Consider the following 19,795-nt stretch of genomic DNA (forward strand, 5'->3'; position numbering starts at 1 on the left):
TCTCAGTCGAATCTTGGCCAACACGGCTTGGCTTCTGGGCGGCAAGGGCTTCAGCGCGGTTTGCGGAATTGCCTATCTCGCAATCCTGACCCGTTCCTTGGGACTGAAGGATTTCGGCCATTTTTCGCTGATTTTCGGCACGGCTCAGGCATTGATTGCCCTGGCCGGTTTCGAGACATGGCGTGTGGTGATCAGGTACGGCGCCGAGTTCGTTCACCGCAAGGACTGGAACCGGTTCGGACGGCTTGCCATGGCTTGCGGGCTCATGGACGCCGCAGGCGCAATGCTTGGCTGTGTCATCGCCTTCATCACCATATACGGCTTTGCTACGACGCTGGCGCTCAATCCTGCCTACATCGACACGGCATTCTGGTTTTCCTGCGCCATGTTGTGGGCGCTCGTTTCCACGCCGACCGGGATCGTCAGGGCCCTCAACCGGTTTGACAAGGCGGTTTACGTCGAAGCTGTTGTGCCGATCGGCAGACTGACCGCCGCATTGCTGATCTGGTGGCTGGGCCCGACGGTAGCGCGATACCTCTTCGCGTGGGCATTCATCGATCTCCTCGAAGCCGCCCTGTACTGGGCGATGGCCCGCCACCTGTGCCCGGAAGCGGTAAGATGGAGCCACATGCGCAGTTGGAGACAGACCCTCGCCGACAATCCGGGACTGGTCCGCTTTTCCGTGATGACCCACGCAGGCGGAACGATCGATGCCCTGCTTCGCCAAGGGCCGCTGCTTCTGGTCGGCGGCCTGGTAGGAACGAGCGCAGCGGGCCTTTATCGTCTGGCCAATCAACTGACCCAGGCAATGGCGAAACTGTCTGCCCTGCTGACCCGCTCGGTCTATGCCGAGGTCGCGCATGTGAAAGTTGCGGCCAGCACCGAAGTCTTCAGACGCCTTGCGCTTCAGACAAGCTCCATCGCGGCAGTGGCTGGCCTAGCCACGACCCTGCTGGCGTATTTTCTGGGTGCCGACCTTCTCAGGCTCATCGGCGGCGAGACCTTCGCAAGAGGCGCCGGGATTCTCATTCCACTGGCTGTGGCAGGCAGTTTCGAGCTGGCCAGCGTAGCCTTCGAGCCAGTCCTCCATTCTAGCGAAGGCGCGGGCCGTGCCCTGTCGGCGCGGATCGGGGGCGTCGCGGTCCTCGCCGCGGGGATACTCCTCTTGCCGGGGTTCGGTGCGGAGCGCATCGCGTGGTCGGTGGCCATGGGCAGTGCTGCGAGCTACATGGCGTTGGCCGCGCTTGCCTATCATCGTGTTCTTCGAACGAAGAATTCCAACACGGCAGAAGCGACGAAACCGGCATAGTCCGGCCGATCCATGTCTTCGCCAAATCATGCAGGTGGCCACCGCCCCGAAGTTTGGCAAACGCGCACGGCTCCATGGGAGGAGCCTGGCGATGATACCTACTCATGATGTCTTACCCTGCATGGGGGCTTGCCCGACTCACTCGCGAGGCGTATTTATAAATCGACCGCGAAAGGCATCCCTTGCCAGGATCGCGAACCAGACCACGACATGCACCGTAAGGGCAAAGTCCATGGACAGGTTCGGGAACAAAAGGGCCGGTCAGGGGGCCGCTCCGAAAGGAGCGGCCCTTTCTGATTCCGGGCCGGGACCCTTCGCAAGTTGCGCAGCTGCCCCTCGATTTTGCGCGGCCTGCAAGGGCGCGAACGCCTGTTGCGGCCTTCGTTCTGCCAGACGCATTCTGCGATGTCGGAAGGGGAAGGTGCTGCCTGCCTGCATGCCGGGATTGGAGTCCAAGGGGGGACGGCCCGAGGCGCAACGTCCGAAACGTGAGCAGCGACTTCCCACTATCCTGCGCGCTCCGGAGACACAACTTCGGCTCGTCAGACGAACCTGTCACCTGATCGCATTCCTGAACAATTCAGCCGTTTACAGGGAGGGTCAGGCCGCGACCCGAAGCTGGTTACGGCCTGCGCGCTTGGCAGCGTAGAGCGCCATGTCGGCGTTATGGATCATGTCCTCCACCCCCAGCCCGGCGATATGGTAGACGAGGCCGCAACTGATCTGCGTCCGGACTTCCTGCCCGAAGCGCATGTCCACCGCTTCACTCGCTACCCGGTCGACGATACGCTTGCAGATGCCTTGCGCCACCTCGCTGTTGTCGGTGCGCAGGAGCAGCACGAACTCGTCACCGCCGAGGCGCCCGACCACGTCTGTCTCGCGCACTTCGCTGACGAGGCGCGCGGCGATTTCCCTGAGAACGGCGTCGCCGACCAGGTGGCCAAGTTCGTCGTTGATCGACTTGAACCGGTCGACGTCGATCAGGGCAAGGCTGAGGCCGGTTTCCGGCCTGTCGGCAATGGCAGCCTGAAAGCGCTCCATGAAACCGGCCCGGTTGAGCACGCCGGTCAGTTCATCGGTCTGGGCTGCGTCGGCCAGTTCGCGCTCGCGCTGCTTGCGCCGCGTGGCATCGAATATCGTGGCGATGGACCCTGCGAACTGGCCCTCGCTGTCATAGGATGCGGTGAAGGTCGCCTCGATCCAGCGCCCGTTGCCCAGCGGAATTTCGGCGACTGCCTTGCCCTGCGGGTTGTCGATCGCCTCGACGTGGGCGCTCATCAGCGCATCGGCGCAGTCCTCCCGCAAGTCGAGGATATCCTCGCCGACAAGGTCGGCCGCAGGACGACCGAAGATCGAGGAGGCATCGCCCGCGACCTGGGTACAGCGCCCTGCCGGGGAGAAGTTCACGAGCAGGACCGAGGAACGCTCCGCCAGCAGGTGGATCGCGCGTTCACGCTCTGCCAGCTTGTCGAGCAGGATGCGGCGCTCATTGAGCGAGGCCGCGATGGGCATGTTGGTGAGCAGGAGAAAGGCGAGATAGAGCTGGAAGAAGCCTGCTTGGGCCCAGAACCCGTGAACCGAGGCAAGAGACACCGGTCCGACGCCATGCATCGTTGCCAAGGCGCCGATCGCGGCGATCAGCATGACAGCCAGATTGGTGCCCAGCCAGCCGAGCCGGAATGTAACGAGAATCAGAGGCAGAACCGGCACGAACAGCAGCGGATACGTGCTCTGTGCGAAGACACCCGCCGCGACTGCGACCACCAATCCCTGCAGGGCCGCCGTCTTGAGTCGCTCGATCCCGGACTTGGAACGGAAGCACTGGACGTAATGGCCCGCAATCAGGGAATGGAAGAACGGCGTGAAAATCAGCAGGCCAAGAGCATCGGCTGCAAACCAGATACCGAGCGATTCGCCGATCGGCTGGTCGAACATCAGGTAGGCTGTCAGCGCGCCGAAACCGGTGCTGGCAGCAGGCGCGATCAGGCCCGCCGCGAGGATGAAGCGGTATACCGAGCCCTTGTCGTGCAGCAACGCATTGTCCGCGCTGACGATGCGGCGAAACATCCATGCCGCTATCAGGATCTCCGGCAGGTTGGACATGCCGAGCATAAGCGAGCCGATCCCGGCCCCGCGTATGGCCATGTTCGCCGCACCGTTACCCAGCAATGCGGCCAACAGGTAGAGCGACCATTCCGAACGCGGCCGCTGCAGCATCATGGCGACCACGACGGCATTCGCGGGCCAGACCGTAGCGATGCTGCCCTCGTGACTGGTGAGATGGATCGTCACCGCGGCCAGTGCGAAATAGAGACAGGCCGACGCAAGCGCCCTGCCTGCCGCACGCATCGACAAGACTGCCCCGATTGTGTTTGCCACCCATCCCATGAGTCGAAGAAATAGGCGGGACAGGGTTATCAGCGGGTTAAGCCGACATGGTAAGTCGCTGAATTCGTGATGTGTTTACTTGTCACACATGGGAATGCCCGCCGAAATTTCACTTATTTTGCAATCGATTGTGAAAATTTTGCAAGACCGCATCCTCCTTGCCGAGCGCCCGCAGATCGTGAGGGCGCGCTCCAGGCGATATGCTTAATCGCGATGAAAATTCGTTCTTTCGGCCCCTCCGGACTGAAATTCCGCCCTGCGATACCGTAGTTAATGGCCGGAAACATGAACGCCGGAGCATCGAAATGGCCTATCTCGACCCTGAATTCGGATCACCGCCGATCCACCGCCGCGAACCGCGCGAGCAGGTCGAGATGCTGGCCAAGTTCCGTCGCGACTTCGTAAGCAGCACGGTGCTGCTCAAGGACCTGACGCGCTTCGGCGCGAAAGTCGAAGGCATCGGCCGCCTCAGCGCCGATGAAGCCGTAAGCCTCGCGCTGCCGGGATGCCGTCCGGCGATGGCCTTCGTCGCCTGGGCCAACGAACACAGCGCCGGTCTGGAATTCGCCGATCCGCTGGACAGCCAGATCTTCTCCGATCTCGTCGCACGTTTCGGCCTCGGTCGCAGCGCGGCGGCGCCGGCCTGATCGCCGGAGACAGCGCGCGGCGCTGCCCGGCACGCTTTCAGCTCACCGCCGGTTCGAGGATCGCGATCGTCCCTGCATCGGCGTCGATCTCGGCCATGACGCCGACCGGCACGCTCACCTGCCCGGCGATATGACCGATGGCAGCGCCCTGGAAAGCCGGCACTCCCAGTGCGGAGAACTGGCGATCGAGCACCTCGTAGATCGTGAAGTTCGAATAGCCGCCATCGGGATTGCTGCAGCCGGTGCACTGCCCGAAGACGACGCCCGCGACCTTTGCCAGAATGCCCGATAGGGCGAGCTGCGTCAGCATCCGGTCGATGCGGTACTCCGCCTCGTTGGTATCCTCCAGAAACAGGATCGCACCGTCAAAGTCGGGCAGGTAGGGCGTACCCACCAGAGCCGCGAGGACGGTAAGATTGCCACCGATCAACCGGCCGCGCGCCTTTCCGCCCCGGAAGGTCCGCACCCGCTCGCCGCGGCGGCCGAGGTAGGGCCCGACATGCCCCGGCACGGCATATGTCGGCGTCGCCCCGTCGAAAGCCAGCGCGCGGAACGACTCCCACGCCGCCGGGGGCCAGGATGCCGAAGCGTTCGGCCCATGAATGCCGGGCACCCCGGTCCGCGCGGCGAAGGCGAGGTGTAGCGCGGTATTGTCGCTGAACCCGGCGAACAGCTTGGGCGTGCGGGCAATTGCGCCGAAATCGAGCCAGGGCAGGATCCGCGCAGAGCCCCAGCCGCCGCGCACGGCCATGATCGCGCGCACCCCGTCGTCGGCGAACATCGCCATGAGGTCACTGGCGCGGTTCTTGTCCGATCCGGCGAGATAGCCTTCGCGATCCAGCATGTGCGGCGCGGCCCTGGGCTCCAGCCCCATGGCCCGCACGGCCTCCTCGATCTCCTCCAACCCGAAGCGGTCGCCGATGAAGCCGGCCGGAGCGACGAGGCCCAGCACGTCCCCCTGACGCAGACGCGGCGGCTTTTGCGGGCCTGACGTCCTGTCCGGTCTTGCCGACATGGCAGGGGCGGCGAGCGTGGCGGCGGCAACGCCTAGGCCCATCAGCGCGCCGCGCCGCGAAAGGTCGGTGATCGTCATGGCGCAAGCCTAGCCGCACCAGCCCGGGCAGGCGAGTCCCCGTCCGTTCGCAAGAGTTTAATATGATGCGGCTATTCTCTCGACGGAAGCCGATCGAACCTCCATCTAGGGCATATGACCGAAGAAGAAGAAAAGAAGATAGCCGACCGCCGCTTTTACAAGGCGGAGCAGGAAGCCTCCTTCGCCGACCAGCAGGAAGGCACCCTGCAGACTCAGAACCCGGCCTATCGGCTGGCATTCCAGGACACCGAATTCCTGCTGCGCGACGAGCTGCGGCCGGTGCGTTTCCAGCTGGAACTGCTCAAGCCGGAAATGTTGCTCGAAGAAGCGAACATCGGCTCGACTCTCGTCATGTACGGATCGGCCCGCATCCCCGCGCCCGACGAGTGCGACGCCCTGCTGGCGAAGGCGAGGAACGAGCAGGAAAAGAAAATTGCCGAGCGGCTGGTCGCCAAGTCGAAGTACTATGACGAGGCCCGCAAGCTCGCCCAGCTCGCCAGCAAGTGCGCAGTGGTCGAAAAAGGCATGCGCCAGTTCGTCGTCTGCTCGGGCGGCGGGCCGTCGATCATGGAAGCGGCCAACCGGGGTGCAGCAGACGTCGGCGCCGAATCGCTGGGCCTGAACATCGTCCTGCCGCACGAGCAGGCGCCCAACCCCTACGTGACGCCGCGCCTGTCCTTCCAGTTCCACTATTTCGCGCTGCGCAAGATGCACTTCCTGCTGCGCGCCCGCGCCGTCGCGGTGTTCCCGGGCGGGTTCGGTACGCTCGACGAGTTCCTGGAACTGCTGACGCTGATCCAGACAGGCAAGATGAAGCCGATCCCGATCCTGCTCTATGGCCGCGAATTCTGGGAACGGATCATCAATTTCGAGGCCCTGGCCGAGGAAGGCACGATCAATGCCAGCGACCTCGACCTGTTCCACTGGTGCGAAACCGGAGAGGACGGCTGGGCCAAGATCCGCGAATTCTACGACCTCGACTGCGGCTAGCAGGCGGCCGGCAGCCAGCGGAGATCAGCGGACCGCGTGATGTCCCAACGGTCCGTTGCCCGCGCCGAATTCCGGCGCGTTGAGCAGGGCCGCGCGCACGAAGTCGCGGGCGTCCTCGATGGCTTCCTCAAGCGTGGAGCCCTGCGCGAGAAAGGTCGCGATGGCGCTGGACATCGTGCAGCCGGTACCGTGGTTGTGGCGCGTATCGATCCGCGATCCTTCCCAGACGACCGGCTCGCTGCCCGGCACGATCAACCGGTCTTCGACCGTTTCGCCTTCGGCGTCCCCGCCCTTCGCAAGATAGGCCGCGCCGCGCGATGCCATCGACTCGGGCCCGCCAAGTGCCGCCAGTTCGCCGATGTTCGGCGTGGTCAGCGTAGCAAGGCGGATCAGCCGTTCGAACGCGGCTACAGTTTCCTTGTCCGCCAGCGTCGATCCGCTCGTCGAGACCATGACCGGATCGAAGATCACCGGCACGTCCAGCCCTTCCAGGCGATCTGCGACCAGTTCCGCAATCTTCGCCGAACCCAGCATGCCGATCTTCACCGCGTCGACACCGATGTCGGTAATGCACGCATCGATCTGCGCCGCGACCAGTTCGGGCGAAAGTGCCTCGATAGCCTGGACACCGAGCGTGTTCTGCGCCGTGATCGCGGTGATCGCGGTCATGCCATAGCCGCCCAGCACGGTGATCGTCTTGATGTCGGCCTGGATGCCTGCGCCGCCCGAGCTGTCGGAACCGGCAATGGCAAGGATACGAGCTGGCTTCATCGGATAATCTCTACCGCACGTCCACAGGCAGGCTCAGGGCGAACGGTTCGGGGTCTGCACAAGGCCCCGGAGCGTGCCGAGCCTGTCGCTGCACCTGCGGGGGGAAATATCTCCCTTAGGCCTTGTACCGCCTCTGCGTCGAGGGGGGATGCGCCGCATGATGCTTTTTGGCCCGCGTCGGACGGTCGGTAAGCTCGCCGCCGCAGTTGGGACACATGTCATCGAGGTCGTCCGCGCATTCGGCGCAGAAAGTGCATTCGAAGCTGCAGATGAAGGCGCCGGGCGCCTCTGCCGGCAGATCGGTGCCGCAGCGTTCGCAATCGGGGCGCATTTCGAGGGTCATCAGACGGTCGCCTCTTCCACGGCCGAGCAGATCGAGGCGACTGCCGCCTCGACTTCGCCGGCATCGTCGCCTTCGGCCATCACGCGGATCACCGGCTCGGTGCCCGATGGGCGAATCACCAACCGGCCCTTGCCCGCGAGCGAAGCTTCGGCATCGGCGATCGCGGCCTTGACCCGGTCGACCTCCAGCGGCTTGCCGCCCGAGAAGCGCACGTTGCGCAAAAGCTGCGGCACAGGGTCGAACAGGTGCAGCAATTCGCTGGCCCGCTTGCCCGACTTGACCAGCGCGGCGAGCACCTGAAGCGCAGCGACGGTGCCGTCCCCGGTGGTCGCATGGTCGAGCAGGATCATGTGTCCGGACTGTTCGCCGCCGACATTGTAGTCAGCGCTGCGCATTTTCTCGAGGACGTGGCGGTCGCCGACCTTGGTGCGCACCAGATCCAGCCCGCGCCCCTGAAGGAAGCGTTCGAGCCCGAGGTTGGACATGACCGTGGCCACCACGCCGCCGCCGGTCAGGCGCCCCTGTTCCGCCCACTGGCTGCCGATCAGCGCCATGATCTGGTCGCCGTCGACCGTCTGGCCCTTCTCATCGACGACGATCAGGCGGTCGGCATCGCCGTCGAGCGCGATGCCGATGTCCGCGCCGGAAGAAACCACCGTTTCCTGCAACAGCGCCGGATGGGTCGAACCGCAGCGTGCGTTGATGTTCTTGCCATTGGGATTGACCCCGACCGCGACGATTTCCGCGCCCAGTTCCCAGAAGGCCGAAGGAGCGACCTGGTAGGCCGCACCATTGGCGCAATCGATCGCGATCTTCAGCCCGTCGAGGCGAATGTCCTCGGGCAGCGAGCGCTTGACTGCGTGGATGTAGCGCCCGCGCGCGTCGTCGATGCGGCGGGCCCGCCCGATATCCTCGGCATCGGCAAGCGCAAGGTCCTGCCCGAGCATTGCCTCGATCGCCAGTTCGTCCTCGTCGGAGAGCTTGTAGCCATCCGGGCCGAACAGCTTGATGCCGTTATCCTGGTAGGGGTTGTGGCTGGCCGAGATCATCACCCCGACATCGGCGCGCAGTTCGCGCGTGAGCAGGGCCACCGCGGGTGTCGGCATCGGCCCGAGCAGGACCACGTCCATGCCCACGCTGGTAAATCCGGCGACCATCGCATTTTCGAGCATATAGCCGGACAGGCGCGTGTCCTTGCCGATCACCACGCGGTGCCGGTGGTCGCCGCGCAAAAAGCGGCTGCCTGCGGCCTGCCCCACTTTCATGGCGGTGGCGGCGGTCATCGCCCCCTGGTTGGTGCGCCCGCGAATGCCGTCGGTGCCGAAGAACTGCTTGCCCATGCTCAAGATCGCTATCAATTGTGTTGTCGGTCTTGCCCTTGCGGGCAAATTGCCATGTCGCGCAACTTCGTTAATGTCTGTTGCCCGACAAGGCCAGTCATTGGTGCGATCCTGAGCAACGAGACATCCCGAAAAGGCAGCGCGTCACGGATGCCGGAGATCCGCGTCCCCGGCCTGCTGACGCTTGCCGGTCTCGTCGCGGGTCTGGTTTGCGGCGCGCTGCTCGCAGGCTCGCCGCAGATGGACTCTGCGCTCGCGATTGCCGGACCGGTGGGCACGCTGTGGCTGCAGGCCCTCAAGATGACGATCCTGCCGCTCGTCGCCGGGCTGCTGTTCACGGGTATCGTCGAGACTGCCGCCGCAGCCCGCGCCGAGGCCATGGCGAAGCGCACGATGGGCTTCATCTTCGGCTCGCTTGCATTCAGCGCCTTCGTCGGCGCGACGGTCATGCCGCTGCTGCTGTCTTTCAGCCCGCCCCCCGAAGGCGTCGCCGTGCCCGGGACCCAGGCCCCGCCGCAAGTGCCCGGCATCGGCGACTTCCTGCTCTCGATCATGCCGACCAATGTCGTGACCTCGGCTGCGAACGATGCCCTGCTCCCGGTCATCATCTTCGTCGCCCTGTTCGCCATCGCCTCCTTGCGGCTCGACGAAGCGCCGCGCCGGCAACTCGCCCTGCTGTTCGAAGGGCTGGCCGGGGCGATGATGGTCCTGATCGGCTGGGTCCTGAAAGTCGCGCCGATCGGCGTCTTCGCCCTCGGCCTCGGCCTTGCCGCGCGCAGCGGCCTCGCCGCGATCGGCGCGCTGGCGCACTACATGGTCCTGGTCAGCACCTGCGGGGCCGTGTTCCTGGTCCTTGCCTACCCGCTAGCTGCCGTGATCGCGCGCAAGTCGCCGGGCCGGTTCGCGGCGGCGGTCCTGCCCGCGCAAGTCGTCGCCATTTCCACCCAGTCCTCGCTCGCCAGCCTGCCGACGATGCTCGCCTCGTGCCGCCGGCTGGGCGTCGCAACGACGACAGCCGAATTCGTCCTGCCGCTGGCCGTGACCATCTTTCGCGCGACGAGCCCGGCGATGAACGTGGGCGTCGTCATCTATGCCGCGCACCTGGCCGGGGCAGAGCTGCATCCCGGCGCCATCGCCGCCGGGGCCTTCGTCGCCTTCCTCACCACCTTCGGTTCGGTCTCGCTGCCCGGCACGGTCAGCTTCATTGCTTCCACCGCGCCGATCGCCGCGGCCATGGGCGTGCCGCTCTGGCCGCTGGTAGTGCTGGTCGCGGTGGAGATGCTGCCCGACATCATGCGCACGGTCGGGAACGTGACCATGGACGTTGCGGTCACGGCGAGCGTAGATATCTCTCGGCAGAGCGCACCTGCCGCGACAGAGGACTAAATCTGGGGCTACAGGCCATGGGGCAACACCCCATCTTGCCCCCGCGAGAGTCTCGACCTAGAGGGCCCGAAAACTCCCATCACTGCAGGAAACCACCGTCATGACCGATTCCGTCCAGATCCGCCGCGCACTCTTATCGGTGTCCGACAAGACCGGCCTTGCGGAACTCGGCAAGGCGCTGGCCGAACGCGGCGTCGAACTCGTTTCGACCGGCGGCACCGCCAAGGCGCTTCGCGATGCCGGCCTTGCCGTCAAGGACATCTCGGAAGTCACCAATTTCCCGGAGATGATGGACGGCCGCGTCAAGACGCTGCACCCCAAGGTCCACGGCGGCCTGCTGGCGGTGCGTGACAATCCCGAGCACGCCAAGGCCATGGCCGACCACGAAATCGGCGCCATCGACCTCGTCGTCGTCAACCTCTACCCCTTCGAGGCTACCGTCGCCAAGGGTGCGGACCGCGACACGATCATCGAGAACATCGACATCGGCGGCCCCTCGATGGTGCGTTCGGCGGCGAAGAACCACGCCTATGTCACCATCGTCACCGACCCCAGCGATTATGAAGGCCTGCTCGTCGAGCTGGAAGCGACCGAAGGCTGCACCACGCTGGCCTTCCGCAAGCTGATGGCCGCACGCGCCTTCGCCCAGACCGCCGCCTACGATTCGATGATCTCGCAGTGGTTCGCCTTTTCCGACCAGGGCCAGACCTTCCCCGAGATGCTCGCCGTCAATGGCCGTCTCGTGACCGAACTGCGCTATGGCGAGAACCCGCACCAGAAGGCCGCGCTCTACACGCCGGTCGGCCCCTACACCCGCGGCCTCGCCCAGGGCGAGCAGGTGCAGGGAAAGGAACTGTCCTACAACAATTACAACGACGCCGACGCCGCCTTCGAACTCGCGGCCGAGTTCAAGGGCCAGGACCCGGCCGTCGTGATCGTCAAGCACGCCAATCCCTGCGGCGTCGCCCAGGGCAAGTCGCTGCTCGAGGCATGGGAAGGCGCGCTGGCCTGTGACGACGTTTCGGCCTTCGGCGGCATCGTCGCGGTCAACCAGACTCTCGACGGGCCCACGGCCGAAGCGATCTGCAAGATCTTCACCGAAGTCGTCGTCGCTCCCGATGCCGACGATGACGCCCGCGCCTTCTTCGCCAAGAAGAAGAACCTGCGCCTGCTGCTGACCGGCGACCTGCCCGATCCGCGCCGCGGCGGCCTTTCCGTAAAGCCGATCACCGGCGGCCTGCTGGTGCAGGGCCGCGACAACGGTGCGATCGGCTTCGACGACCTCAAGGTGGTGACCGACCGCGAGCCGACCGACCAGGAACTGAAGGACTGCCTCTTCGCCTGGACCGTCGCGCGCCACGTCAAGTCGAACGCGATCGTCTATGCCAGGGACGGCGTGACCGCCGGCATCGGCGCAGGCCAGATGAACCGCCGCGATTCCTCGCGCATTGCCGCGATGAAGGCCGCCGAGGCCGCCGAGAAGTTCGGATGGGACAAGCCGCGCACGGTCGGCTCGGCCGTCGCATCGGACGCCTTCTTCCCGTTTGCCGACGGCCTGCTCGCCGCAGCCGAGGCAGGTGTTACCGCCGTGATCCAGCCGGGCGGCTCGATCCGCGACGATGAAGTCATCAAGGCTGCCAACGAGGCGGGCCTGGCAATGGTCTTCACCGGCATGCGCCACTTCAAGCACTGATACCGGAGCCGGGACGGCCATGTGGCTGCACTGGCTCGGACCGCTTCTGGGACTGGCCTTCCTGGCCGGTCTGGTTTCCGCTGCCGTGCTCCTTCGCCTTGGCAAGGTGCACGGCAGACGGCGGATCCTTGCCACCGCGGCGCTGCCTTTCGGATGCCTCGCCGTCCCGCTGCTCGGCCTGTCGATACTGGCCGTCGCAGGCTAGGCCTTCCGCCCCGGCTGACCGCACCGCCGGCCATCCCGGCAGAAACCGGCGCGAAACCACGTGCGCCTCTTCCGGCCCTCATTGTTCCCTCCATTCATCGCAAGCGGCGAGCGACTGATCGCAGCATCATGCGAAATGTGGGTTTATTCACTGGACCGAAAGCACTTTGGCGGCATGTGGGCCGCATCGAAATCGAACTACGGATTGCTACGCAGGACATGGGACTCTTCAAGGCCGACTTCTACCGCTTCTTCGCTCTCGGGTTCGCCGGGGGCGCACTGCTGGTGTTCGGTTCGATGGGCCTTCACCACAGCAGTTCGCTGGCCGACAACATCGTCCCGCCCGCCGAGGCCGCGACGACGCGCTGAGGCGCGACGCCGGACAGGCCGGAGCCTCTTGCCGGCCCGCCGCGATTGCTTCCCGCCGGTTCCGGCCCCATATTGCGGCCATGGCGACACGACACGTACATCACGAACATTCGGGCGAAGGGCTCGTCAAGGCGGCGCAGTCCGCGCTTCTCAAGGCCGGCGAGCAGTGGACCGAAATGCGCGCCGACGTCTTTGCCGCGCTGGCGGAACATGACCGCCCGGCCTCAGCCTACGACCTGGCCGAAAACGTCTCGGCGCTGCGCGGCAAGCGCGTCGCGCCCAACAGCGTCTATCGCATCCTCGACCTCTTCGTGCGCACCAACCTGGCCCGGCGGGTCGAAAGCGCCAATGCCTATGTCGCCAACAGCCACCCCGGCTGCCGCCACGACTGCATCTTCCTGATCTGCGATTCCTGCGGCCAGATCGTGCACATCGACGATGATCGGCTGACCGGTTCACTGATCGCCGCGGCCCGTGACGCGGGCTTCGCCGATGTGCGCCCGGTGGTGGAACTGCGCGGAACCTGCGCGGCCTGCAGCTGACCCGGCGCCGACGCCCCGACGTGCGCCAAGCCCCTCGCGGCCTTGCGAAGTTGTCCGCCATGCGGCAGGGCAGCGTATTCGACTCCTGCCCGCAATCCGTGTAGACACGATCCATGACCGCCAACCCGGCAACGCCCCTCCTCGACACTGTCGATACGCCCGTTGACCTGCGCAGGCTCAAGCCCGCGCAGTTGCGCCAGCTCGCCGATGAACTGCGCGAGGAAATGATCTCCGCCGTCGGCCAGACCGGGGGCCACCTCGGCTCCGGCCTCGGCGTCGTCGAGCTGACAGTGGCGCTTCACTACGTCTTCAACACGCCCGAGGACCGGCTGATCTGGGACGTCGGCCACCAGGCCTACCCGCACAAGATCCTCACCGGGCGGCGCGATCGCATCCGCACCCTGCGCCAGGGCGGCGGTCTCTCCGGCTTCACCAAGCGCAGCGAAAGCGAATACGATCCCTTCGGCACCGCGCATAGCTCCACCTCGATCTCGGCAGCGCTGGGCTTTGCCATCGCCAACAAGATCAAGGGCCAGCCAGGCCGCGGCATCGCCGTGATCGGCGACGGCGCGATGAGCGCGGGCATGGCCTACGAGGCGATGAACAACGCGCGCGAGGCGGGCAACCGCCTGATCGTGATCCTCAACGACAACGACATGTCGATCGCCCCGCCGGTAGGCGGGCTTTCCGCCTATCTGGCCCAGCTCGTGTCCTCACGCCCGTTCCTCAACATCCGCGACTTCGCGCGCAAGGTTTCGCGCCGCCTGCCCGAAGCGCTGCACCGCGCGGCGAAGAAGACCGACGAATTCGCCCGCGGCATGGCCATGGGCGGCACCCTGTTCGAGGAACTGGGCTTTTACTACGTCGGCCCGGTCGACGGCCACAACCTCGACCAGTTGATCCCGATTTTCGAGAACGTGCGCGACGCTGCCGAGGGTCCGATCCTGATTCACGTCGTGACCAAGAAGGGCAAGGGCTATGCCCCGGCCGAGGAAGCGGCGGACAAATATCACGGTGTACAGAAATTTAATGTCGTCACCGGCGAGCAGGCCAAGGCCCCTGCCGGTCCGCCCAGCTATACCGGCGTATTTGCCAAGGCCCTGATCGCCGAGGCGCAGAACGATCCGCGGGTCTGCGCGATCACGGCGGCCATGCCGTCCGGCACCGGGCTCGACAAGTTCGCCAGCCAGTTCCCGGACCGCAGCTTCGACGTCGGCATCGCCGAACAGCACGCGGTGACCTTCGCTGCCGGTCTGGCCGCGCAGGGCATGCGCCCGTTCTGCGCAATCTACTCGACGTTCCTGCAGCGCGCCTTCGACCAGGTCGTGCACGATGTCGCGATCCAGAACCTGCCGGTGCGCTTCGCCATCGACCGTGCCGGCCTCGTCGGTGCCGACGGGGCAACCCATGCAGGTTCTTTCGACGTGACCTATCTGGCGACGCTCCCCAACTTCGTGGTCATGGCCGCCGCCGACGAAGCGGAACTGGTCCACATGGTCCACACCGCCACGCAGCATGACAGCGGCCCGATCGCCTTTCGCTATCCGCGCGGCAACGGCACCGGCGTCGCCCTTCCCGACAAGCCCGAAGTGCTGGAAATCGGCAAGGGACGCATCGTTCGGGAAGGCACCAAGGTCGCCCTGCTCTCCCTCGGCACCCGCCTCGGCGAGGCGCTGAAGGCAGCCGACGCGCTGGAAGCCAAGGGCCTTTCGACCACCGTTGCAGACCTGCGCTTCGCCAAGCCGATCGACAGCGAACTGATCCGAAAGCTGATGCTCAGCCACGAAGTGGTCGTCACTGTCGAGGAAGGCGCGATCGGCGGCCTTGGCGCGCACGTCCTCACCATGGCGAGCGACGAAGGCCTGACCGACAACGGCCTCAGGATCCGCACCATGCGCCTGCCGGACGTGTTCCAGGACCACGACAAGCCCGAAGCGCAGTACGACGAGGCCGGGCTGAACGCCCCGCAGATCGTCGACACCGTGCTCAAGGCGCTGCGCCACAACAGCGCGGGCGTGAACGAAGCGCGCGCCTGACCGGCAGGCGCAGGGGGCGCCTGCGGCGGCCCCTCGCGCGCAAGTCCCATTCAGGGTGAACTTTGCGCGGTGGTCGCGCGCCGCTTCTTCGTGATTGCGAGCCGGGTTACCAGTCGTAGGCCTTGGGCAGGTAGGTCCGGTCGAGGTCCTTGTAGCGTTCCTTCAGGCGGCTCTGGTGATTGTCCAGCGGCTGCTTGACGCCGTCGATCCATACCTGGAGCGGCGCCGAGGACAGTTCCAGCGGATCGCCGTCCCAGACCACCACGTCGCCCACCGCGCCGGGCGCCAGGACGCCGGCGCGCATGTGGCCGTTGCGACCGTCCATGCCGCTGATCTCGGCAGGGACCGAGGTGATCGCAGCCAGTGCCTCTCCCCAGCTCAGGCCTGCCGCGCCGGGGATCCTGTTCAGCGCGACGAGGTTGCCGGCCTCCTGCGGTGCGTAACGCGGTTGGTTGTCGTTCGCGAGCATGCCGATCGCGACCTTGACGCCTGCCCGCTTCATCCGGCCGACATTGGATTGAGTGGCAGCGATGCGGTCGAACTGCGCAGGCAGGTCATTCAGCGCCATGGCGATCACCGGCACGCCTGCCGTTGCGATCTCGCCGGCGACGAGCCAGCCTTCGCTCGCACCGACCAGCACGAGGTCGAGCTTGGGAAAATCGCGCTTCAACGAGAGTACCGAGCGGATGTCGGCCGCGCGTTCCACTTCGACGTAGAGCGGCTGCGTCCCGGCGATGACCGGTGCCAGCGCAGCGGCATCGGCGCGCGTCAGCATCGCGTCCGACTTGCGATCCGCGCCCGGTGTCATGGCCGCAACGTCCTTTGCCTCGCGCAGGGCATTGCGCAAGGCGACGTAAGCCGCGACGCGGCTGCCGCCGGCGAGCTTCGCCCCGCCTTCACCCAGCGCGACAACCTGGAAGGCTCGGGCCTTCGTCACCGCGTCGGGATCGGCGCCGAGATCGATCAGTGCGCCCTGCCCGGCGAAGATCGAATTGCCGTTGAACGGCGTCACGCTGGCACGCGTCACCCCGCCTTCGCGGCTGATGGCGATGTGCTCGTTCGCCGGATTGATCGCGGGCGCGACGTCCAGCGCGGCGTTGAACGGCGATCCATCCGATCCGCGGTCGTCGCTCTCGCTCACTTCCTGCACGTCGAAGAGGCCCAGGTCGGTATAGTTCGCGAAGATGCCGGGGGTGACCCATTTGCCGCTGCCGTCGATCACCTCGACGCCTGCAGGCACGGCCACACCCGCCCCGGCGGCAACGACCTTGCCGCCGCGAACGACGACAGTGCCGCCCTCGATGGGCGCACTGCCGTCGCCGGTGGCAACCGTGGCATTGGTAATGGCGAAGTCCTGCGCGGAGACGAACGAGGGCACTGCGAGCGCCGCGGCACCGGCAAGCGCGACGGTAATGGTGACGGAGAGGCGCTTCACTTCACATCTCCTTCACCGGGCTGGCCCAATTCGAAGTCGCTCACCGGGCGGCGCTTGGGATCGAGCGCGTCATACATCAGCGCCCCGTCGATCCAGACTTTCTCCGGACGGGTATAGACCGAGAGCGGATTGCCGTTCCACAGGACGACGTCAGCCATCTTGCCGGATTCCAGGCTGCCGGTCCGATCGGAAACGCCCATCGCCTTGGCCGGGTTATAGGTGAACCAGCTCACCACCTGTGCGTCGGGAATGTCGATACCGATGCGCCGGCCGTCCGCCTGCGCCTTGGCCGCTTCCTGGTTGAGACGCTGGATGCCGTTTTCGCTATCGGAGTGGATGATCACGCAGACGCCTTCCTTCTGCAGCAGCGCCGCGTTTTCGGGAATGGCATCGTAGGCTTCCATCTTGAAGCCGTACCAGTCGGCCCAGACGGCAGCGCAGATGTCGTTCTGCTTGAGCAGGTCGCCGATCTTGTAAGCCTCCACCGCATGGTGGAACGCGGCGACCTTGTAGCCCATCTCCTTGGCCATATCGATCACCAGCGCCATCTCGTCGGCGCGGTAGCAGTGGTTCTGCACGAGGATCTCGCCGTCGAGCACGCCGACCAGCGTCTCGTTCGCGAGGTCGCGGTCGCGCTCTTCGTCCTTGGCGTACTTCTTGGCATCGAGCCACGTCTGCCGGTCGACAGCGAAGTTGCCCATGCGGGTCGAGGGCTTCTGGCCCTTCGATCCATAGACGCGTTTCGGGTTCTCGCCGCAGGCCATCTTCAGCGAATAGGGGGCGCCGGGGAACTTCATCCCCTGCACCGTCAGGCTCGGCACGTTCTTGAGCGTGACCGAACGTCCGCCCATGAGATTGGCCGAGCCGGGCAGGACCATCAGCGAGGTAACCCCGCCATTGGTAAGGGCGCGGGTGAAACCGGGGTCCTGCGGCCAGACCGAGTGCTCGGCCCAGACTTCAGGCGTGGTCGGGCTGGTCGCCTCGTTACCGTCGGCCAGGGCGTCGACGGAGGGTGAGGGATAGTCGCCCAGGTGGGAGTGCGCGTCGATCACCCCGGGGGTGACGAACTTGCCCGCGGCATCGAAGCGGATGTAGCCATCGGGCACCGCAAGGTCGGGCCCGCCCACGGCAACGAGCCTGCCGTTCTCGAACAGCACCGTGCCGTTATCGATGCGCCCGCCGCGACCGTCATAGACCGTCGCGCCGACCAGTGCGGTGGGCCTGCCTGGATAGGGCCTATAGGTCGAAGGATAGGGCGTCTCGACCGCCGCTTCCTTGTCCTTCTTCCTGGCCAGCGCGCCACCGGTCGGCAGCGCGAGGGCGATGCCCAGCGCAAGCACACCGGTCCATGGCCGCAATGCGGGCGGTACTTTCATGACAAAACCCCTGTTCACCAAAAAGAGCGGCCCGGGCGTTTCCACCCGGGCCGTCGCATTTGCGTCGTTCAGGTCGGCCGGTTTTCCGGGTGCATCCCGGCTTCCTGCGCCTCGAGCCCGACTTCGCCCTGACCCATCAGGCCATCGTCGTGATCGCGATCTTCGAGCGAATCGAGATGCATCCAGCGCTTGACGATCGGCGAGAGCAGCAGGACGACGACGGCAATGCCGATCGTGACCCAGCCGATCTTGCTGTAGATTGCCAGCGTGAGGTCCTTCGACATCTCGCCGCTTTCACCGCCGGTCGCTTCGCCGATCTTGCCGGCGACGAAGTTGCCCACCGCGGTCATGTAGAACCAAGCGCCCATGATGAAGCTGCCCAGATGCGCCGGGGCCAGCCGCGTCATGGCCGAGAGGCCGACGGGCGAGAGACACAGTTCACCGGTGGTGTGCAGCAGGTAGATCAGGAAGACGAAGACGACCGAGGTCATCACCGCCGGATCGCCGGTGCCCGCGCCCCAGACGAAGACGAGGAAGCCAAGGCCGACCTGGACCAGCGCAAGGCCGAACTTGGCCGGCGCCGAAGGTTCCAGCCCGCGCTTGGCGAGGATCTGCCAGAGACCGGCAAAGAGCGGCGCGAAGAGCACGATGTAGATCGGGTTGATCGACTGGAACAGGCTGGTCGGGACGCCGCCACGATCGACGTACTTGTCGGTGTAGAGGCTGAGCGAACCGCCCGCCTGCTCGAACAGGCCCCAGAACACGGGGTTGAGCGCGATCAGGAAGAGGATCGCGAAGATGCGTTCACGCGGCTCCTTGGGAAGCTTGAAGGCTTCGTAGAGCGTGTAGGCGAGCATCGCGACGCCAGTGATGATCAGCAGGTTCTGGATCACGTCCACGTACTGGATCAGGAACCAGATTACCGCGACTGCAGCAATGCCGGTGCCGTAGAGCTTGAACTCGTTGTTCTTCTGCAGCGGCCTGGGCGGCTCGCCCTGCCCCAGCAGTGCCGGTTTGCCGACGACGAAGATGATCAGGCCCAGCACCATGCCGATGCCGGCGAGGCCGAAGCCCCAGGACCAGCCGATCGTTTCGCCCAGGTAACCGACGAGGATCGTGCCGAGCGCCGCACCGACGTTCACGCCCATGTAGAAGATCGTGTAGGCCGAATCGCGGCGGGCATCGGTCATCTTGTAGAGCTGGCCGACAATCACCGAGATATTGGCCTTGAGGAAGCCAGAGCCGACGATGATCAGCGAGAGCGCCAGCCAGAACACGTTGATCGCCGGATCCGCCTGCTTGACGGCCGGATCGGCCACGCCCTGCATGCCTTCCCAGGCCATGAACAGGTGGCCGAGCGCCAGCACGACGCCGCCGAACAGCACCGCCTTGCGCTGGCCCAGCCAGCGGTCGGCAAGGTAGCCGCCCAGCACCGGGGTAATGTAGACGAGGCTGGTATAGCCCCCGTAGATCAGCGAGGCGTCGCCGTCGTTGAACAGCCAGAACTTCGTCAGGTAAAGGATCAGCAGCGCGCGCATGCCGTAGTAGGAGAAGCGCTCCCACATCTCGGCATAGAACAGCACGAACAGGCCCCGGGGGTGGCCGACGAATTCCTCGCTCTTGCGGGTGGCGATGAGGCCGCCGATGGCGAGCGTAGCGAACAGGGCAAGCGCAGCGATTGCCGCGATCCAGTCACCCTCGTTCCAGTTTGTTATGTCCTTCATGCGACCTCTTGTGGCCTTTCCTTGACGGCAGAGAAGGTATGAAGGGGGGCAAGGTAGCGGACAAAACGAGGGTGTAAATGGGGGGGGCCCGCAGCGCGGCCCCCCCCACCCTGTGCTTAAGGGTGCATTCTAAGGGATTACTGCTAAGC

Annotated in this window: 17 protein-coding genes; 9 read left to right on the forward strand and 8 right to left on the reverse strand. The window is 65.4% G+C overall.

Annotated elements, in window-relative coordinates:
* The first annotated feature begins 13 nt into the window (after positions 1-13).
* Positions 14-1,309 (forward strand): lipopolysaccharide biosynthesis protein, encoded by a 1,296-nt coding sequence (locus SPHV1_RS15415; RefSeq protein WP_231634697.1) that lies wholly within the window; start codon positions 14-16, stop codon positions 1,307-1,309.
* Between the two features lie 600 nt (positions 1,310-1,909).
* Here the strand turns inward: SPHV1_RS15415 and SPHV1_RS15420 are convergent.
* Entirely contained in the window at positions 1,910-3,658 is a 1,749-nt protein-coding gene (locus SPHV1_RS15420; RefSeq protein WP_231634698.1) for a diguanylate cyclase, read from the reverse strand.
* A 344-nt stretch (positions 3,659-4,002) separates the two neighbouring features.
* Here SPHV1_RS15420 and SPHV1_RS15425 point away from each other — a divergent pair, with 344 nt between their 5' ends.
* Positions 4,003-4,344 (forward strand): hypothetical protein, encoded by a 342-nt coding sequence (locus SPHV1_RS15425; RefSeq protein ID WP_054946926.1) that lies wholly within the window; start codon positions 4,003-4,005, stop codon positions 4,342-4,344.
* Between the two features lie 37 nt (positions 4,345-4,381).
* Here the strand turns inward: SPHV1_RS15425 and SPHV1_RS15430 are convergent, their stop codons facing one another.
* Positions 4,382-5,437 carry an LD-carboxypeptidase gene (locus tag SPHV1_RS15430; RefSeq protein ID WP_079731716.1) on the reverse strand — a complete coding sequence of 352 codons (1,056 nt, stop codon included), beginning with the start codon at positions 5,435-5,437 and terminating at the stop codon, positions 4,382-4,384.
* A gap of 114 nt (positions 5,438-5,551) precedes the next feature.
* Between SPHV1_RS15430 and SPHV1_RS15435 the strand changes: the two genes are divergently transcribed.
* Complete coding sequence (locus tag SPHV1_RS15435) at positions 5,552-6,427, forward strand: LOG family protein (RefSeq protein ID WP_054946927.1); 876 nt, start codon at positions 5,552-5,554, stop codon at positions 6,425-6,427.
* Between the two features lie 24 nt (positions 6,428-6,451).
* On the opposite strand, the gene thiD is transcribed toward SPHV1_RS15435, so the two are convergent.
* The 3 genes from thiD to glmM form a co-directional block, all read right to left on the reverse strand.
* Positions 6,452-7,198 carry a bifunctional hydroxymethylpyrimidine kinase/phosphomethylpyrimidine kinase gene (thiD, locus tag SPHV1_RS15440; protein WP_054946928.1) on the reverse strand — a complete coding sequence of 249 codons (747 nt, stop codon included), beginning with the start codon at positions 7,196-7,198 and terminating at the stop codon, positions 6,452-6,454.
* Between the two features lie 115 nt (positions 7,199-7,313).
* Entirely contained in the window at positions 7,314-7,541 is a 228-nt protein-coding gene (locus tag SPHV1_RS15445; protein ID WP_054946929.1) for a DUF1272 domain-containing protein, read from the reverse strand.
* Positions 7,541-8,881, reverse strand: a complete 1,341-nt coding sequence (gene glmM / locus SPHV1_RS15450; RefSeq protein WP_054946930.1) for a phosphoglucosamine mutase — start codon at positions 8,879-8,881, stop codon at positions 7,541-7,543. The genes SPHV1_RS15445 and glmM overlap by 1 nt, the downstream gene beginning before the upstream one ends.
* Positions 8,882-9,031: 150 nt before the next feature.
* Here glmM and SPHV1_RS15455 point away from each other — a divergent pair, with 150 nt between their 5' ends.
* From SPHV1_RS15455 to dxs, 6 genes are all read left to right on the forward strand, one after another.
* A complete protein-coding gene (locus tag SPHV1_RS15455; protein WP_054946931.1) occupies positions 9,032-10,267 on the forward strand; it encodes a dicarboxylate/amino acid:cation symporter in 1,236 nt (411 codons plus the stop codon).
* 100 nt (positions 10,268-10,367) lie between these two features.
* Positions 10,368-11,960, forward strand: a complete 1,593-nt coding sequence (gene purH / locus SPHV1_RS15460) for a bifunctional phosphoribosylaminoimidazolecarboxamide formyltransferase/IMP cyclohydrolase (protein ID WP_054946932.1) — start codon at positions 10,368-10,370, stop codon at positions 11,958-11,960.
* A 19-nt stretch (positions 11,961-11,979) separates the two neighbouring features.
* A complete protein-coding gene (locus SPHV1_RS15465; protein ID WP_054946933.1) occupies positions 11,980-12,165 on the forward strand; it encodes a hypothetical protein in 186 nt (61 codons plus the stop codon).
* A 176-nt stretch (positions 12,166-12,341) separates the two neighbouring features.
* Entirely contained in the window at positions 12,342-12,533 is a 192-nt protein-coding gene (locus SPHV1_RS15470; protein ID WP_054946934.1) for a hypothetical protein, read from the forward strand.
* An 80-nt stretch (positions 12,534-12,613) separates the two neighbouring features.
* Positions 12,614-13,075, forward strand: a complete 462-nt coding sequence (locus tag SPHV1_RS15475) for a Fur family transcriptional regulator (RefSeq protein WP_013831647.1) — start codon at positions 12,614-12,616, stop codon at positions 13,073-13,075.
* 113 nt (positions 13,076-13,188) lie between these two features.
* The gene (gene dxs / locus SPHV1_RS15480; protein ID WP_054946935.1) at positions 13,189-15,111 is read left to right on the forward strand and encodes a 1-deoxy-D-xylulose-5-phosphate synthase; all 1,923 of its coding nucleotides are present in this window, start codon (positions 13,189-13,191) and stop codon (positions 15,109-15,111) included.
* A gap of 106 nt (positions 15,112-15,217) precedes the next feature.
* On the opposite strand, the gene SPHV1_RS15485 is transcribed toward dxs, so the two are convergent.
* From SPHV1_RS15485 to SPHV1_RS15495, 3 genes are all read right to left on the reverse strand, one after another.
* The gene (locus SPHV1_RS15485; RefSeq protein ID WP_054946936.1) at positions 15,218-16,546 is read right to left on the reverse strand and encodes an amidohydrolase family protein; all 1,329 of its coding nucleotides are present in this window, start codon (positions 16,544-16,546) and stop codon (positions 15,218-15,220) included.
* Positions 16,543-17,922: an amidohydrolase gene (locus SPHV1_RS15490; RefSeq protein ID WP_054946969.1), complete on the reverse strand. Its 1,380-nt coding sequence runs from the start codon at positions 17,920-17,922 to the stop codon at positions 16,543-16,545. Before SPHV1_RS15490 ends, SPHV1_RS15485 begins: the two co-directional genes overlap by 4 nt.
* Positions 17,923-17,990: 68 nt before the next feature.
* The gene (locus tag SPHV1_RS15495) at positions 17,991-19,646 is read right to left on the reverse strand and encodes a peptide MFS transporter (protein WP_054946937.1); all 1,656 of its coding nucleotides are present in this window, start codon (positions 19,644-19,646) and stop codon (positions 17,991-17,993) included.
* Between the last annotated feature and the right edge of the window lie 149 nt (positions 19,647-19,795).

The organism is Novosphingobium sp. KN65.2 (genome assembly GCF_001368935.1).
GTDB classification, from domain to species: domain Bacteria; phylum Pseudomonadota; class Alphaproteobacteria; order Sphingomonadales; family Sphingomonadaceae; genus Novosphingobium; species Novosphingobium mathurense.

What these genes read in the sequence shown, in the direction of transcription:
- SPHV1_RS15420 (WP_231634698.1), bottom strand. Translation starts at nt 3,658, where the DNA reads ATGCGTGCGGCAGGCAGGGCGCTTGCGTCGGCCTGTCTCTATTTCGCA.
- SPHV1_RS15425 (WP_054946926.1), top strand. Translation starts at nt 4,003, where the DNA reads ATGGCCTATCTCGACCCTGAATTCGGATCACCGCCGATCCACCGCCGC.
- SPHV1_RS15430 (WP_079731716.1), bottom strand. Translation starts at nt 5,437, where the DNA reads ATGACGATCACCGACCTTTCGCGGCGCGGCGCGCTGATGGGCCTAGGC.
- SPHV1_RS15435 (WP_054946927.1), top strand. Translation starts at nt 5,552, where the DNA reads ATGACCGAAGAAGAAGAAAAGAAGATAGCCGACCGCCGCTTTTACAAG.
- thiD (WP_054946928.1), bottom strand. Translation starts at nt 7,198, where the DNA reads ATGAAGCCAGCTCGTATCCTTGCCATTGCCGGTTCCGACAGCTCGGGC.
- SPHV1_RS15445 (WP_054946929.1), bottom strand. Translation starts at nt 7,541, where the DNA reads ATGACCCTCGAAATGCGCCCCGATTGCGAACGCTGCGGCACCGATCTG.
- glmM (WP_054946930.1), bottom strand. Translation starts at nt 8,881, where the DNA reads ATGGGCAAGCAGTTCTTCGGCACCGACGGCATTCGCGGGCGCACCAAC.
- SPHV1_RS15455 (WP_054946931.1), top strand. Translation starts at nt 9,032, where the DNA reads ATGCCGGAGATCCGCGTCCCCGGCCTGCTGACGCTTGCCGGTCTCGTC.
- purH (WP_054946932.1), top strand. Translation starts at nt 10,368, where the DNA reads ATGACCGATTCCGTCCAGATCCGCCGCGCACTCTTATCGGTGTCCGAC.
- SPHV1_RS15465 (WP_054946933.1), top strand. Translation starts at nt 11,980, where the DNA reads ATGTGGCTGCACTGGCTCGGACCGCTTCTGGGACTGGCCTTCCTGGCC.
- SPHV1_RS15475 (WP_013831647.1), top strand. Translation starts at nt 12,614, where the DNA reads ATGGCGACACGACACGTACATCACGAACATTCGGGCGAAGGGCTCGTC.
- dxs (WP_054946935.1), top strand. Translation starts at nt 13,189, where the DNA reads ATGACCGCCAACCCGGCAACGCCCCTCCTCGACACTGTCGATACGCCC.
- SPHV1_RS15490 (WP_054946969.1), bottom strand. Translation starts at nt 17,922, where the DNA reads ATGAAAGTACCGCCCGCATTGCGGCCATGGACCGGTGTGCTTGCGCTG.
- SPHV1_RS15495 (WP_054946937.1), bottom strand. Translation starts at nt 19,646, where the DNA reads ATGAAGGACATAACAAACTGGAACGAGGGTGACTGGATCGCGGCAATC.